Genomic DNA, 15070 nt, shown 5'->3' with positions numbered 1-15070 from the left:
CTTACTAATATGGCACCGAAGGCACAGAAGCTGCTACTCCTGGCCGTAGTTGGCATTGTCGTAACTAGCGGAACGGCAACCGCTGCGGTCGTTGGGAGCCCCGATATCGTTGCAACGCTTGAAGACGACGGTGTCGCCCCTGGTGAGCAAAAGACTGTAGAAATTTCCCTAGTCAACACCGGGGATTTGCAAAGTGGTTCAGCTCAAAATCCGGCGTTAAACAGCGAGGTAACCGCTGCTAAGGGACTCACCGTGTCACTTAGCTCTGGCGACGCACCAATATCCGTCAAGAACTCGAAACGAAGCCTCGGGACCCTCCAAGTCGGCCCAAAGGTTACAGTCCCGTTTGAGATCAGCGTGGATGAAGACGCGGACTCTGGAACACACGAAGCACAACTGAAATTGAGGTACAAGCACGCGAGCTTCATCTCTGAAGAGACGGGGGCTCGAGACGAGAACGAGAACACTCGGACTGTCGACGTTGAAATCGATGTCACCAATGACGCCACGTTTAATGTGACTGATATTGATTCGAATGCCCGCGTTGACTCTACGGGCACAGTAGCGGTTACTGTTGAAAATACCGGAAGCAGTTCCGCACGGGACTCCGCGGTAACGCTGGAATCCCAGAGTCAGGACCTCACAGTGAGCGGCGGCGCTGCCACTTCACGATTCGTTGATAAGTGGGAACCGGGCGAAGTCCGGACGTTCAATTATCGTGTGAGTGCCGCTGAAGCCGCCGAGCCGGAGCCGTACGGGTTTGAGCTGTCGGTCGCATTTGACAACGAGGACGGCCTCCGAACGCAATCAGCAGGACAATCCATTGCAGTCGAACCTGATCCTGAACAGCGGTTCTCAGTCGTCAATTCAAGCAGCTCTGTCGCCGTCAGCAACACGGGAACGTACGAGGTTCAGCTCCGCAACACAGGCCCGTTGACTGTTGATGACGCATCTGTTACGTTTGCTTCACGGAACGCCGATATAACGTTCGGCAAGAGTTCCTCGACAACAGCATATGTTGGCAACTGGGAACCCGGTGAAGTTCGGACCGTCCGAGTTGATGCAACAGCCAGCCCCGATGCCGAGGACCGAAGCTACGCGCTGTCGGCCAACGTCCAGTATGATGATCACGAGGGCGACACCAGCACCTATGACGATGTACAGTTGAGCCTCAGTCCGGCACCTGAACAGAACTTTGGCGTGTCCAATATTGACACCTCACTCCAAGCCGGTGAAGACGGCTCACTGAGTGCAACCCTCACAAACACTGGAACGCGTGATATTGAGAACGTTGTTATCGCTTGGGAAAGCCAGCAGTCGACACTATCGCCAAAAGAAACGCAGTACGCTGTCGGAAATCTCGATGCAGGCGAATCAGCCAACTTCAGCTTTGGTGTTGACGTGTCCAACAGCGCAGAGGCAGGCGCTCGGCAGTTTGACTTCGGAGTGAGCTATCGCGACGACAACGATGACAGGGTTGACGCAGAGACACTTGAAGTTCGCTCAACAGTGGATGGCAGTCAGGACGAATTCGACATCGAAATGCAGAATTCGACGCTCGGCGTCGGACAAGACCGCTCAATTACGTTTACGATAACGAATACGAAAGACAAGACGCTGACCAGCATTGAGGGGAAGGCGTTCGTCAATGATCCGCTCAGCAGCAGTGACGATGAAACGTTTATCGCTGAGCTGGGACCCGGAGAGTCAGAAACGGTTTCCGTCCAGCTCTCAGCGGGAAGCAATGCGCTGGACAAGACGTATCCGCTCAATCTTGACTTCCAGTATGAGACGCCAGACGGGGACAAACGGGTTTCAGACACCTACAGTCTGCCAATAGAAGTTACGGACCAGTCCGGAAGCGGCGGGACGCCACTGTGGCTTATCGGTGGTGTTGGACTTCTCGCAGTCGTTGGCGGCGTGGTCTGGTACAGCCGACAGTAACTCTCCGAGGCTAACGTATATGACACAATGTTAGACTACCAGAAATATATCGACATCCTAGACGATTGGATTGTCAATCGTGACAAGACAGTCGTCGCTGTGTTCATCGTCACAACCCTCATTCTGTCGGCGGGGTTCGGCATGACTGCGACCGACTCGGGGACATCACAGTTCACCGACGGCGTTCCTGCACAGGAAGCGTTCGACGAGGTGAACGACAACTTCGAACGCGAACCGTTCGGTGAGGGGACTGGCTCCACGACGCTAATCCAGAAAGACCAGAACGTCCTGTCGAAGCCGGCCATCCTCAATATGCTGGAAGCCCAGAACCGGTTGACACAGCGCGAATCACAGGACGTTGTCGGAACGACGAGTGTTGCACAGGCCGTCGCACAGACGCTTGACCCGGACGCGGAGACACTGCCCGAACAGATCGATGCTGTAGAAGCAGCCTCACAGTCGGAAATCAAATCCGCCACTCGAACGACGCTCGAGCGCCAGCCGGCAGTCGCAGGACTTCTCAGCAACGACCTGAACCGAGAAGAGCCGTCTGCATCGGCAACACTGACGACTGTTACCCACGAGGTGTCAGGTGTCTCAAGCAGTGCCGGGACAGAGGGGTCATCACCACTGACGCCCATTCAGCAGGAAGCGGAGTTTATTGTTAGTTCGGTCGACGGTGATATCTCTGTCTTCGGCAGTGGGCTCATTTCTGCAGAACTGAGCAGTGTTATCTCCGATTCGCTGGGACTCGTTGTCCCGGCTGCTGTGGTCCTGATTCTGTTCTTCCTCATTATCGCGTACCGGGACCCGTTTGATCTGCTCATTGGCCTCGTCTCCCTTGCGATGGCGATTGTCTGGACATTCGGGTTCATGGGCTGGGCCGGTATCCCGTTCACGCAGATGTTGATCACAGTCCCGCCGTTGCTCCTCGCCATTGGAATCGACTTTGGGATTCACGCCGTGAACCGATATCGTGAAGAGCGCGTCGAGGATGTCGAGCCGACGCCCGCAATGCGGACCGCAACAGACCAGTTGCTCCCGGCCTTCTTCATCGTGACAGGCACGACAGTTCTGGGATTCGCGGCCAACGGGACCAGTCAGCTTGGTCCGATCCGCGACCTTGGGTTTGTCGCCAGTGTCGGAATCATATTCACGTTCCTTATTTTCGGTATCTTCCTGCCGTCGCTCAAACACTTCACGGACCGGCAGCGGGTGCGATACGACCTCCCCGAATTCAGTATCGCTCCGATCGGCTCTGAGGACTCCGCAGTCGGCAAATCCCTCACTATCGGTGTCACAATCGCCCGCCGGGCCCCGTACGTATTCTTCGCTCTTGTGCTGGTGTCTACGGCAGCCATGGGGGCGTATGGAACTGGAATCGATACCCGGTTCACCACTGAGGACTTCCTCCCACCGGAGGAGAACCCCGGGTACGTCGAGGTTCTGCCGGAAGCTGTGGCTCCGAGCGAGTACACAGTCACGAAACAGATAAACTATCTTGAGGACACCTTCGAGAGTGGCGAGAGTGACACAGTAACAATATACGTCGAAGGATCGTTACAGGATGGAACAGCGTTAGAGGAAATCTACCGGGCGAATCAGGACCCGCCTGACTCATTTGTCACAGCCGGCGGAAGTGCAGATACGACAAGTATCCTGACGGTGATTAACCGCTACGAGCGTGCTTCGCCGGAGTTCCGACAACTCGTCGCCCAGAACGACCAGAACGGGAACGGCGTTCCCGACCAGAACCTTCCGACTATCTACAACGCGCTGTATGACTCACCGTACGGTGACCGCGCGGCATCGTACATGACTGACGACTTCACGCGCACGCGAGTTGTATATTCTGTTGAGTCCGATGCGAGTCAACAGGAAGTGACAGATGACACGAGAGCCGTTGCTGATGAGTTCCGGATGGAGGCGACCGCAACCGGTAGCGTTGTGGTATTAAAAGCCGTCTCGGATGTAATCGCAGAGTCGGCGTACATAAGCCTGGGTCTCGCAATTCTCGCGTCTGCAGCGTTCCTGTTCTTCGCCTACTGGCTACTCGAACGCCGTCCCGGGCTCGGGGCTGCGAACCTCATCCCGATACTGCTTACCATTGCTGCCTTGGCTGCGACAATGCGGTATCTGGACATCCCATTTAATGTCCTCACCGGAACGACGTTATCGATCGGAATTGGGCTCGGTATCGATTACTCTGCCCACCTCGTCCATCGGTTCTCCGAGGAGTACCGGGGCGACGTCGGCTTGCTCGAAGCACTCGACATTAGCGTCCGGGGAACAGGTGGCGCATTGGCGGGCAGTATGGTCACCACAACATCTGGCACCGGAGTACTCGTCCTCGCAGTCGTCCCGATCCTGGGTCAGTTCGGGTTGCTGATCGCCCTCAGCGTCCTCTATTCGTTCGTAGCGTCCATACTGGTCCTTCCGACCTCGATCGTTATCTGGGACCATAGCCGTGGAACGCTTGGGACACTGCTCTCGTCGAGCCAATCACGGAGTGTGAATTAATGCGGTCCACTCACCTCGGTTCCTGCTCACTTGAGACTCATCGTGTCCCAATTGAACGAGTTAGTCAGGATCGCTCAGATACCGCGCTTGAGCAAGCGGCACCGTACTGCCACCCCAGCCGAAGTCAGGAGGGACGACTGTCTGTATGACTGACGAGAGCGATGCCCTGTGTGCAACTGAAAAAGAAATTATGCACGCAACTCACCGGGCGCTTGTTAACAGCGGGTACGCTGAGCTCTCGATATCGCGTATCTCTGATGAGCTTGACAAGGCCAAGTCGACGATATACCACTATTACGACTCAAAAGACGCGCTCCTACTCCGGTTCCTCAGATTCACCGTTGACCGATTCGAGGCGACAATCAACACCAGCATCGGTGACAACCCGAAAGAAGATCTCAACCACATTATTAGCACACTTCTCCCGTGTCAACTACCGGAAGAGAAACGCCAGCTACACAGCGTTTTAGTCACGCTCTCCCCGCAAGCACTTGAGCGGGCGGTGTTTCGCGAGCAGTTCACCGAAATCGATACTCGACTTGCTACAATCATCGAAAAAACTGTTCGGCGAGGCGTTGATGCGGATGTGTTTCGCGATGTCGATCCGACACACGCGGCCGAACACATTCTGGCAACGATTAAAGGAACCATGTATAGCCGCCTCACGACCAACCGTGAAGCCGCGACGGCCGCAGCGAAAGCGTCTCTGTTCTCGTATATCGATTCGCATCTGATTTCGTAGTTCCTGCCAGTCTGGGTCACGGTGCACTCTCTCTGCTACACGGTCCGGAGCAAGTCAATCACAGGCTATCCGCCTGCAGAACTACCGAGGGTGGGAAATTACCGAGGATTGCTGTTTTTTTGATAGTGTGCTTCTGCCCGGAAAGGCAGGGCAGCGGGGCCGACCACCGCTTAGCTTCTGAGTGTCTTTCAGTTAATAACCGAGGTGTTCGCGGATGAGGACAACGGTAGTGCGACCCTCTTCGAGTTCTTGGCGGAGGATGAGTTGCTTGGCGATCGCAGAGTCGACGCCGTAGACCTCCTTTGCACGCTCGTTTTCGAGGGGGTACGCGACGGTTTCCAGTCGGTCAAGCGCGTCCTCAAGCGTCGGCACGATTTTATTCACACCACTGACGATAACGACGTTACTGGCCGCAAACGGATACGCACCGATGCGGCTTCCCGAACGGTCCGCCGCGACGAGTTCGCCGGTCTGGGAAATGCCGTTGATGCCGCCGAGGAAGTAATCGGCCATCTGTGACTCTCGCCGAGCAGCTTGGCGCTTTGCGTCGTCGTCGATACTCCAGATTTCCTCGGGAAGGCTCTCCCACCCGTGATCCCCATCACTCAGGTACTCGTCGAACCCGATCTCTTCGAGTGTCGTCGAGTGGCCGTTCATCACAGACGCTTCTGCCGGGATGAGTGACTGCAGTTCCGCGAGTGCATCGTCGGCCGAGTTAACGACGATGACCTCGAATCCGTTTGCCTCCAAGTTCTCGACGGTCTCCTCAATGGTTTCTTCGGAGGCCAGTTCGTCCAGTGATTCGTCGATATCCGCGTCGTCAGCGAAATCTGATTTCTGTTGAGACATATTTTGTCGGTAGGTGTATCAGCATCAACACGAAGGCGTAGCTAGCCCAAAAGTGCTCGCGGACACCGGTGTCAGGTAGTTACATCGGTGATACTCCACCCTCAGATAGGATGTAATGTGCGGATAGAAACTCTGTGAACATGGTTTCTGGGCTTCAGAATCTCCCACCCCGATGTGGTCGGACTCGCCTCTGTCCGGAAACAGCACGGGGCGGCTGTGATATCAATTGCTGAAAACCGGGGGGTAGCATATATTGCTCTCCATTCATCATGTTACACTATCAATGCAAATGGCACGGAAGGAAACTACAGACACTACTGGAACACCCTCGAAGATGGTCCTGTTCTGTCCGGACTGTGATTTTGAGAGCGGGATGGTCGGAGGAGACTGGGACGTTTCGACCACCGGATATACGACCCGATATCACTGCCCGCGATGCCAGCACTCGTTTGGCGTTTCCAATCGCCGGTAACGCATAAGCAGAGTATGGTGGACGTGGACGGATTGTACGTCCGGTAATACTGAAAAACCGTACCGCTGGGAATCTTGTATCAGTCGTCGCTTGGCACAGCCTCAACGGATTTCTGCCCGCTGTCCTGCCAGCTAAAGAAGCTTGCCAGCGCCGGCCCTGTGATGTTATGCCAGACGCTGAACAGCGCGGGAATGAGTGCGGCCGCAGGCTCAAACAGGGTCGTTGCCAGCGCAACGGCCAGCCCGCTGTTCTGGAGGCCGACCTCGAACGCACAGGTCCGAACGCGGTCTGTTGACATCCCAGTTGCCCGACCGACACCGTACCCCGAGCCAAGCCCGATAGCGTTGTGAGTAACGACTGCCACCAGCACGAGTAGACCGGCAGTGAGAATATTATCCACGTTTGCGCCAACGACGCCAGCGACGATCGCGACAATGGCGGCAACACTGATAACCGGGAACACATCGGTACCGATTTCAGCAGCTTTCGGTGAATAGCGGTCCAGCAGATACCGGATCGTGAACCCGAGAAACACCGGAATAATGACGATCTGAATGATGCTCTGGAACATCTCTGCGAAGGTGACGTTTATCTGTTCACCGAGGGTAAACACCACCCAGGCCGGCATCACGATCGGTGCTGCAAGGGTCGTAAGGGTCGTGATTGCGACGGAGAGGGCCACGTCGCCCCGACCGAGATACGCCATCACGTTCGATGCGGTCCCACCGGGGGCGGCACCAACCAGAATGAGACCGATACCGACAGCATCTGGAAGATCGAGCAGGACATACAGCCCGTACGCAGCGGCGGGCATCACCAGCCACTGCGTGACAGCGCCGATACCGATATCCACTGGTTCCTTGATCAGTCGCTGAAAGTCCGCCGGCTGGAGCGTCAACCCCATCCCAAGCATAATTAGCCCGAGTAGTGGGGACACGTAGTCCAAAACTGGGATGAACGGGTCCGGCCTGACGAGAGCGAGCCCTGCCAGAATGACGACCCAGACGACGAAGTATTTGCTCGCAGCGCGACTCACCGCACGAAGCGTCGATACTGAAGTCACATATCTGGATGATGAACAACACAAAAAAAGTTTACTCTGGATCGCCGTATTGTCGAATTATGAACCCGGGGTGAGGGGCGGCCAGTGGTCCGTCGGCAAGACAGTGGATTGCTGGTACCAAGATCGGTGTAGACGTTCGACGAACTGTTTGAGAGAATAGGTACCCTGTCGCTGAACTAGTAAGAACAGCTGTTACCTATCCATCCGTTTGCTTGACGGCTTCCACCAGCAGGTAGCGACCGGAACTCACAGAACCCACGCAGCAATTTGCGCCAATGTACAACTTCGCCATCGGACCTGATCTAATCGGTTAGTTCAGCTACACTCTACATTAGTACTAGTTGCCTATTAGAGGTCATTCGTGGCCTACTCGTAGGCAACTGGAAACTACGATTAGTAGCACATACCAATCAAGCTGGAACATGATGATTCAACCCTCACTACTGCACTACCGGGGCAGAAATCTGTACAGTACTCCGGCTACGTCGGAGGTTCACTGGTGAGCACTCTTGCACGTAACATCAGCTCTTGGCTACTTGTTGCCACCGTGGTCGCCACTAGTGGGACAGTCGGGACAACGGTTGCATTCCAGGATTCTGCACAGGACATCCAGACAGAGAACGAAGCCCTTCGCGCTGAAAACGAGGAATTGCGTGAACAACTGAACGAGACTCGGGAAGATCGACAGGCCGCAAAAGCCCGCGCTGAAGAACTCAACAAACAGTTAGAAACACGTAACGAGGACGTAGACACACTTGTTTCGGAACTAGAAAGGAAAGAAAAGATGCTAAACGCCAGTCAAGCCCGGCTTGCGGAGTCCCGAAAAGATCAAGCGGGCATGCCGCGATCCGAAATGGAAAAACGGCTTGATTACCTCTGTGCACAGCCAGAGAACAGGGATAGATTCGGCTGTCAAGAGTTTGGTCCCCGTGAATAACATCGGTGACCTCTAAGTAAAGTCACCCTTCAGAACTGCTGAATCCGATTCTATGCTGTTGGATATACTACTGCACAGATTCCTATTCCACATGGCAAAATTCTTGATAGACTCACTACGGTCGCAACTGCGGGAGCTACCGCACGTTATCCGGAATACGATGTCACTGTAGATCTGGTTCCTGTTCACCAGTGATCTGGGAAAGGCAATAGAGAGTCAGTCGATCACATCGACAGCCGCGTAACCCCGTTTGATTACGGTGAACTAAACCGAACTAGCTGTGGAGCATCTTCGAACCGCTGGTGAGCATGATTTTCGGGATGGACCGTCGCTGTCGGCGGCGGACTGCCGCCGACGCGACAGTGTCACCACTGACGACCGCCGTCCGGCCCGATGGACAGCTACCGGAAGAACCGGCCGTCAAGTGGTTGATTCGCTGGAACAGACCTGCGGACACCAAGTGCTGTCCAAGCTGCGCGAAGCGTCATTTCGCAAAACTCCGTGAACGACCACTGCAAGAGGCGGCGCCCCCCACGGCGGGGCGCCGCCACGTACCTCCAGTGGAGATATCGCCAGCTGTTCTGAAGCAGTAGGCTCACTACAAACATTACCAACCGTAGTCCAGCATCCTGAGAACTAGTGAAAGCGAGGCTCTGCTTGGCTAATCGGTAGCTTGATTCGATGCCGAAGCGCTTGCTGTAGTGATCTCGTGCATCTCGTGGCGTGTCGATAAAGGGCGCGTCAGCGGCGTAGCCGTGACGCGCCACCCCGTGTTCGTCGTACCGTCCCTGCTGGTACACGCAGTCGATGAACACAGGGAACTCCACCTCGCCAGCGAGATCGTGTTCGATCTCGCGGCTCCAGCCTTTGCTGAGTTTGTTTTGAATCGTCTCACCCCACTTGACGATCGGCATCACATAGGCGTAATTGTGCGCGTACAGCAGCTTGAGACAGGTGCTGTTGTAGAAACCTCGATCAAGGTAGACGGCCTTGACGCCGAGGTCAAGGCCGTCAAGGAGTTCAAGAAACTCACCGAGGACATCGCTGGTGGTTTCGCCAGCAACGAGCTGGCGAACCGCCAGCGTGTATCGCTTGTTGCGTACGCGCACGTAGAGCGTTGCATAGGCGTGAAACGTCGTTGTTCCACGCTTGGCCTGTGAGGAGTACAGAGCCTCGGTTTCGTCCTCATCACCGTAGTAGGGATCGAGGTGGAGGTCTGCGCAGACCTCCACCGGTCGATCTGGAAGTGTCTCAAGCGTATCTCGTTGAAGCAGCGTGTCTCCAACCGATTCAACCGAATCCAGTTCAAACTGATCGGTGAGATGTCCACGGACGGTATTAGCGTGTGGTGAGTCGTCAGTCGTTTCGCAGACGTGATTGATCGAGGTCCCGCCGGCGCTGGCGCCGGCGAGGACCTCATAGAGCGTCTCTGCCGTGACCTTGACATTCTCGCCGAGATCTAATGAAAGTTCCTCGTCAAGACTATTGACGACAAAATTAAGCAGGTGCTCTTCTTCTATCTCGCTGTCTGCTTGGGTGGCTTCCACACTCTTCCCAAGTAGACGCTTCCTCTAACCCGATGTGATCGACTGACGCTTCACCCGACTACTCAGAAAGGTCCGCATAGAGTTGAGTAAACCCGCACTCCGGACAGAGGTATGCAGAAAGTGGGGCTTGATACCCGACACCGAGGCGGTCGAGGATACCGCCGTCTCTCTCAGTTTCGATGTAGAGGTCACCGACGCCTTCGGCAGTTACGTTTGTCTGCTCCATCAGGACATCACAATCCGGACAGGATCGTTCGCTCATGTCTCAGTATCGTGTTTCGCTCATCATACGCAAAAAGACCTAGCCGCTGTTTCATTGGCTGAAATGCTACTATCGGCATCTCCCTACGTTAAACACATGCTCTGGCTCTGTATGCAGCACTCGACTTCTATCAATCTTGAACTCTGGTTTGCTTCGATGGGTCTCACGGTTCTCGTCGGGTTTGTTGTCGCTGTACTGGCGGCTACCGGTGAATGATTGTTGCTGACTACAGCTTCCGGGTCCACGATGTTCCTGACAGAACCAGGGTAAATCGTTGCCATTGTGCTATACAGAGGGGTATGGCGTATGTTCTAAGGCCAGCATACTACGGCTGATTAAACAGCCAGAGAGTCAAGCAGATTTGGCAGGCACGGATATCTGCGCAGATTAACGTGGCCCAAAGAACGCTACTCGTTCAGTACTTCAACATCAAACTTCGAGTGCCAACGGTACCGTCGCCCTCCCCAAACAAATGTGTCCCGGGCGAAAGCATACAGCCCCAAGGGGACAGCGGCTACAAGTGCTGGTACCGTTAGCAGTAGCGAGGCTCGTCGAACCCCGAAGCTAGCACTGACACCGGCTGTCAGTGCCGTTAGTACCACCGCGAGGAGCGGGAAGAAGACACAACCGATGAGAACGGCGACCAACACACCAAATGAGAGTTTTGCTACCGTTGGATCATGCGTTGAGAAAATCTGGTTGAACCGGATATGTCGTTCAAGCGTCTGCCGGAGACTTCCACCCATTGGCACCCGGCGTACGCGTTGAACTGATGTCACACTAATGTGTTCCCCGAGGAGACCATCGTCGCTGATCGTCTGGCGGAGCTCCGAAAGGAACCTTTCCTCGTCAAGATCACTTCTGTCAAATATGACAGCCCCGCCCCAGGCGTGGTCACCCATGTATGTCCCGAGCGTGCCCCCAAGGACATAAACAGGCTCTAACAGGACTGCAAGCGGATCTTGACCGACGAACGCCGGCAACTCTGTTGTCGGGCCGTATTCGGCGTAGTCCTGGTGGAGGCGGTCAAGCCAGTCCGGGGGGTGATGAAAGTCATCGTCGGTCCAGACAAGACGGTCGTGATTGGCGGCTTCCATCCCAGCGGCAATAGCATTTGCTTTCCCGGAACACCCGACAGGGTCGCCGGCAGGGATGGACTGGACGTTCTCCGAGAGCGGTTTTCGGTCCACAACCGGGTCGTCCTTACTATCGTGGATGATGAGGAGTTCGTCTTCGGGACCTAACTGTGCGGCGACATCGTCGCAGGCGGCGGTCCAAGACACCGTCGGGAGGAGTACACTTGTTGGCGTGCGTGTCTGTCTGTTCGACATCCCTACTCGAAACGTGAGCGCGGATATGGATGGTAGTTTCTTATGACTTCTCTGACTGAAGCCAGACAGAAAGCCCAGAACGGCACAACCTATATTGACGAACCAAGAGATGGCCCGCTCACAGTGTCCGACGTGTGAGATCCTGAAGCACTCGCAGACCTGCTCGGTGACGAGTGTGCGCGCACGATTCTCGTCGAGGCGAAAAAGAAGCCTCGCTCGGCGGCAGAGCTCAGCGACTGCGCCGGGGTCTCGGAGCCGACAGTCTACCGCCGACTCGAACGGCTCCGAGAGTACGATCTTGTCACCGAAGATATCCAGCCAGTCACCGATGGGAAGAATTACAAACTCTATCGGACAGAACTCGATGGCATCGAACTCGATCTCAGCGAAGACGGCTTCGACATCACGGTCTCGCGTCGGGACCGGATGGTCGACCGCTTCACACAGTTCGTAGAGGGTAGCTGATATGCTCGCCATACTCCAACTCGATCTCGAAACGTTACGAACAGTCCGCCAGGTCAGCGAGATAGTTCCGATGATTCTCGGACTGGCAATCAGTTACCTTGCCTACACGGCGTACCGGCAAAACCGGAGCCGCCCGATGTTGTATATAGCGATCGGATTCATACTGGTGTTGTTCGTGCAGGCTCCGCTGGCCCTGATATTCGTTCACATTCTGGAACTCCCCACCCCGCTACTCAATAGCCTCCTTCAGATTCCTGAGTTTGCCGGCCTGGGACTGATTCTCTACGGCTTGTGGACCCCGCGGCGGGACTGAACCGCCTGTCGAACATTGAACTTGACGATTGGGTCAGGGCGTCACGCAAATTTTTGTAGTCAATTGCCGGTCATCGCCGGAGATGGGGTCAGGACGACCGGTAATTCGTTACAAAAGTCCGTATCAGTCGGACGGTTCAGTTCCGTGTCCATCGCTGGAGGGATTACCGGACACGGCTCCGTCAGTCGACCGGGAACCCGTCCAGCGCGGCTGGACGGCTTCGTTGTGTGAAAGCGTTTCAGGACCGTAGCGGACGACAAACAAGGTAGCGAGGACCCCGAACGTGCCGGTCAGAATCGCCGCGTATGGGACCGGCACTGCTGCCGCGCCGCCGACAGCCTGCCCGGGGACGTTCACCGCGGCGTTGAGCGTCCCGTGAAACAGTACGGCACCGAGAACAGATCCGTCCGACGCGTTGTAGTACCACGTGAGGATGACCGCAAAACAAACCACGCTGGCAGTGTACAGAACCGGTGAGTGGGGGTACACGTCGTAGACGAACATCGGGACGTGCCAGAGTGCCCAGACGCCACTGACGAGAACACTCGCGGTGAGCGCACTGAACCGCCTCTGGAGATGTGGGAGTGCGAATCCCCGCCACCCGAACTCCTCGTTTCCACCGGTGAACAGTGTCGCCAGCACCAGATTAAACAGGAAGAGCGGGGCCAGTTGCCCAAGGGAACTGCTGTCGGGAAGCCCCACGAGTGAGAAGACGACGACAGCGACTCCGAGGGCTCCGACCACCGGGACGGCGATTGCGAGTCCGTACCAGCGGAGTGGTCGTCGCCAATCGAAAATCGTCGCGAGCCAAGCGCGGACTGATTCACCACGGAGACGCGTCACGACCGCTCCCGCGGCGCCAGGGCCGAAGGCTCCGAGGACTATTCCCAACATCCCCAGTCCCGACCGTGCGGTAGTTATCGAAAACGTCGCAATCCACACCGTCCAAGAGAGTCCGATTGCCAGTGCGGAGAACACCACAACCGGATGTTCGTTGATGAGTCGTGCGAGCAGCGAGCGGTTCGATTCCATCACGCTCGGAGAAACGGCTGGAATACCTATCAGGGACGCCGGCCGGCTTCATTCGCTGAAGTTACCGTCCACTCTTATACTACCCGTCAGTTGAACATTGCCGAATCGGGATATCTGCTCCCAGGAACGCTTTGACGGTACAGAATCCAAATCTGCTCTAATAACAACTGGTAGTATATACTTAGGGTCCGGATAGATTGTGAGCGAAATCGCAGGACGGCAGAAATCAATTCCCACAATTACTCTTGGCGGTCGGTATAGCTTGAGACCCACTTCTCTCAGTGAGCCGTTCTACTAACGGACCGATTCATCCGAATTAGCACGGAGTCACTGATGACCGTTCGCTGTACTTAATCTCTACACTCATGTGAACCACGTTGCTGGTGAGTCAGAGAGCGGTTCGGACAATTTCTTTGAGAGCTTCTCGACTAGGTTTACGTAAGATTCGGCGGCGAAGTCGGAAAGCTTTGAGATATGGCGTGAACTAATCTTTTGAGACGCCTCGGTGCGGCGAGAGCCACGCGTCGCACAGAGCCGCCTCGGGCGCTGTCTGTCGAAGGTGCTGCGCAACGTTTTCGTACTCCCAGCACTCTCTCGGACGAATCGTTCGAGTTTCTCTTATTTGATGTCTACCATGCTTGCGATTCCTGCGATAGATTTGTTGCTCCTAGGTCGGATGAGTCCGTGAAAGTACTGCGTCCCGCGACGCCACGTCGTCTCACAGTTTCGCCACGAGAGCCGACGGCTCGGGGATTCGTCTCTATTCACTAGTTTCATGCGTGGAAGAGTATCCTTGCGGGAAACACGCTTTTGAACAAAAAACATTTTACATACACCCACAAAGGCCTGCTGTGGACCGACGTAGATTCCTCCATGGCGCAGCCCTCCTTCCGACAGCCGGTCTGGTCGGACTCTCTGGCTGTAGTAGCTCAGAGAGCCCGCCACCACGCCGGTCCCGAGTCCTCAGCACAGTTACAATCGATAGCGCCCAACTGCTGGCTGAGCTCGTTGACGACCCGTGGGTAGCCACCAGACGAGACGGCGTCCCAATCAATGGACAGAACGCGCAGTCACTCGACAGCAATGCCAAGGATTCACCGAGTGGACTGTCGGTCATCGGCTCGCTGAGTCCCGTTGGAACGGCCCAAGCACAGAAAGGCGGTGGTGGCGGTGGCCGCGGTGCTGTTGGTCGTGGCCGAGGCTCCTCCTATTCTGATGCGCCTCGTACTGGACGAGGCCGTGCCAAGTACCACGGTGGCGCCTACGTTGGGGCGTGGTACGATGACCACGATGACGAGGTGCGCCGGGCCGAAACCGAAATCTCCGAGGTGGGCATTGCCCGTACCGGCCCAGTAAGCGACACCGACGAGGAGCTGCCTTCGCCAGGGCCGGTTTCGTGGGATGAGATGTGGCAAAATCCCGACGATACAGTTAGTATCGACGTCACGAACGCAGGCTGGTACCGAGTCGGCACACACACTACCGCAGCCGACGGCACTAATCTCGGCTGGGAGGCCGTCGATGTCCTCGTCAAGGACGACAATGATACCTACAGCATAGCCCAGAAGTGGAAGGTCTCACCCCGAATTTGAC

Annotated in this window: 12 protein-coding genes and 1 pseudogene; 6 read left to right on the top strand and 7 right to left on the bottom strand. The window is 55.9% G+C overall.

Features of this window, described 5'->3' with window-relative positions:
- The first annotated feature begins 9 nt into the window (after positions 1-9).
- The 3 genes from BDK61_RS18480 to BDK61_RS18470 all read left to right on the top strand — a co-directional run bounded on the left by BDK61_RS18480 (position 10) and on the right by BDK61_RS18470 (position 5206).
- Positions 10-1944 carry a COG1361 S-layer family protein gene (locus tag BDK61_RS18480; protein ID WP_121304070.1) on the top strand — a complete coding sequence of 645 codons (1935 nt, stop codon included), beginning with the start codon at positions 10-12 and terminating at the stop codon, positions 1942-1944.
- Positions 1945-1971: 27 nt separating this feature from the next.
- The gene (locus tag BDK61_RS18475) at positions 1972-4464 is read left to right on the top strand and encodes an efflux RND transporter permease subunit (RefSeq protein WP_011222619.1); all 2493 of its coding nucleotides are present in this window, start codon (positions 1972-1974) and stop codon (positions 4462-4464) included.
- 145 nt (positions 4465-4609) lie between these two features.
- Entirely contained in the window at positions 4610-5206 is a 597-nt protein-coding gene (locus tag BDK61_RS18470) for a TetR/AcrR family transcriptional regulator (protein ID WP_011222618.1), read from the top strand.
- 192 nt (positions 5207-5398) lie between these two features.
- Here BDK61_RS18470 and BDK61_RS18465 read toward each other — a convergent pair whose 3' ends face one another.
- A complete protein-coding gene (locus BDK61_RS18465; protein WP_121304069.1) occupies positions 5399-6055 on the bottom strand; it encodes a lactate utilization protein in 657 nt (218 codons plus the stop codon).
- Positions 6056-6606: 551 nt separating this feature from the next.
- Entirely contained in the window at positions 6607-7563 is a 957-nt protein-coding gene (locus BDK61_RS18460) for a bile acid:sodium symporter family protein (RefSeq protein WP_049938544.1), read from the bottom strand.
- A gap of 526 nt (positions 7564-8089) precedes the next feature.
- Between BDK61_RS18460 and BDK61_RS18455 the strand changes: the two genes are divergently transcribed.
- A complete protein-coding gene (locus BDK61_RS18455) occupies positions 8090-8527 on the top strand; it encodes a hypothetical protein (RefSeq protein WP_229380487.1) in 438 nt (145 codons plus the stop codon).
- Positions 8528-8928: 401 nt separating this feature from the next.
- On the opposite strand, the gene BDK61_RS18445 is transcribed toward BDK61_RS18455, so the two are convergent.
- The 3 genes from BDK61_RS18445 to BDK61_RS18435 all read right to left on the bottom strand — a co-directional run bounded on the left by BDK61_RS18445 (position 8929) and on the right by BDK61_RS18435 (position 11667).
- Positions 8929-10074, bottom strand: coding sequence for an ISH3 family transposase (locus BDK61_RS18445; protein ID WP_121302812.1), 1146 nt, complete (start codon positions 10072-10074; stop codon positions 8929-8931).
- Positions 10075-10132: 58 nt separating this feature from the next.
- On the bottom strand, positions 10133-10336 hold the full coding sequence (locus BDK61_RS18440; RefSeq protein WP_004966845.1) for a hypothetical protein: 204 nt from the start codon (positions 10334-10336) through the stop codon (positions 10133-10135).
- Positions 10337-10743: 407 nt separating this feature from the next.
- Positions 10744-11667, bottom strand: coding sequence for a glycosyltransferase (locus tag BDK61_RS18435; protein ID WP_121304416.1), 924 nt, complete (start codon positions 11665-11667; stop codon positions 10744-10746).
- 466 nt (positions 11668-12133) lie between these two features.
- Here BDK61_RS18435 and BDK61_RS18425 point away from each other — a divergent pair, with 466 nt between their 5' ends.
- The gene (locus BDK61_RS18425) at positions 12134-12445 is read left to right on the top strand and encodes a DUF7521 family protein (protein ID WP_121304068.1); all 312 of its coding nucleotides are present in this window, start codon (positions 12134-12136) and stop codon (positions 12443-12445) included.
- Between the two features lie 123 nt (positions 12446-12568).
- Here BDK61_RS18425 and BDK61_RS18420 read toward each other — a convergent pair whose 3' ends face one another.
- Both BDK61_RS18420 and BDK61_RS18415 read right to left on the bottom strand, forming a co-directional pair.
- Positions 12569-13477, bottom strand: a complete 909-nt coding sequence (locus BDK61_RS18420; RefSeq protein ID WP_121304067.1) for a type II CAAX endopeptidase family protein — start codon at positions 13475-13477, stop codon at positions 12569-12571.
- A 388-nt stretch (positions 13478-13865) separates the two neighbouring features.
- Positions 13866-14009 (bottom strand): annotated as a pseudogene (locus BDK61_RS18415) (IS1595 family transposase); the annotation flags it as partial.
- 319 nt (positions 14010-14328) lie between these two features.
- Here BDK61_RS18415 and BDK61_RS18410 point away from each other — a divergent pair.
- Positions 14329-15069: a hypothetical protein gene (locus BDK61_RS18410; RefSeq protein WP_121304066.1), complete on the top strand. Its 741-nt coding sequence runs from the start codon at positions 14329-14331 to the stop codon at positions 15067-15069.
- The last annotated feature ends 1 nt before the right edge of the window (position 15070 follow it).

Source organism: Haloarcula quadrata (genome assembly GCF_003634715.1).
Taxonomy (GTDB): domain Archaea; phylum Halobacteriota; class Halobacteria; order Halobacteriales; family Haloarculaceae; genus Haloarcula; species Haloarcula marismortui.
This window is presented reverse-complemented; position numbering and strand designations above follow the sequence as displayed.

Coding starts and splice junctions, on each gene's coding strand:
- BDK61_RS18465 (WP_121304069.1), bottom strand. CDS start 6,055: ATGTCTCAACAGAAATCAGATTTCGCTGACGACGCGGATATCGACGAA.
- BDK61_RS18480 (WP_121304070.1), top strand. CDS start 10: ATGGCACCGAAGGCACAGAAGCTGCTACTCCTGGCCGTAGTTGGCATT.
- BDK61_RS18470 (WP_011222618.1), top strand. CDS start 4,610: ATGACTGACGAGAGCGATGCCCTGTGTGCAACTGAAAAAGAAATTATG.
- BDK61_RS18420 (WP_121304067.1), bottom strand. CDS start 13,477: ATGGAATCGAACCGCTCGCTGCTCGCACGACTCATCAACGAACATCCG.
- BDK61_RS18425 (WP_121304068.1), top strand. CDS start 12,134: ATGCTCGCCATACTCCAACTCGATCTCGAAACGTTACGAACAGTCCGC.
- BDK61_RS18435 (WP_121304416.1), bottom strand. CDS start 11,667: ATGTCGAACAGACAGACACGCACGCCAACAAGTGTACTCCTCCCGACG.
- BDK61_RS18440 (WP_004966845.1), bottom strand. CDS start 10,336: ATGAGCGAACGATCCTGTCCGGATTGTGATGTCCTGATGGAGCAGACA.
- BDK61_RS18475 (WP_011222619.1), top strand. CDS start 1,972: ATGTTAGACTACCAGAAATATATCGACATCCTAGACGATTGGATTGTC.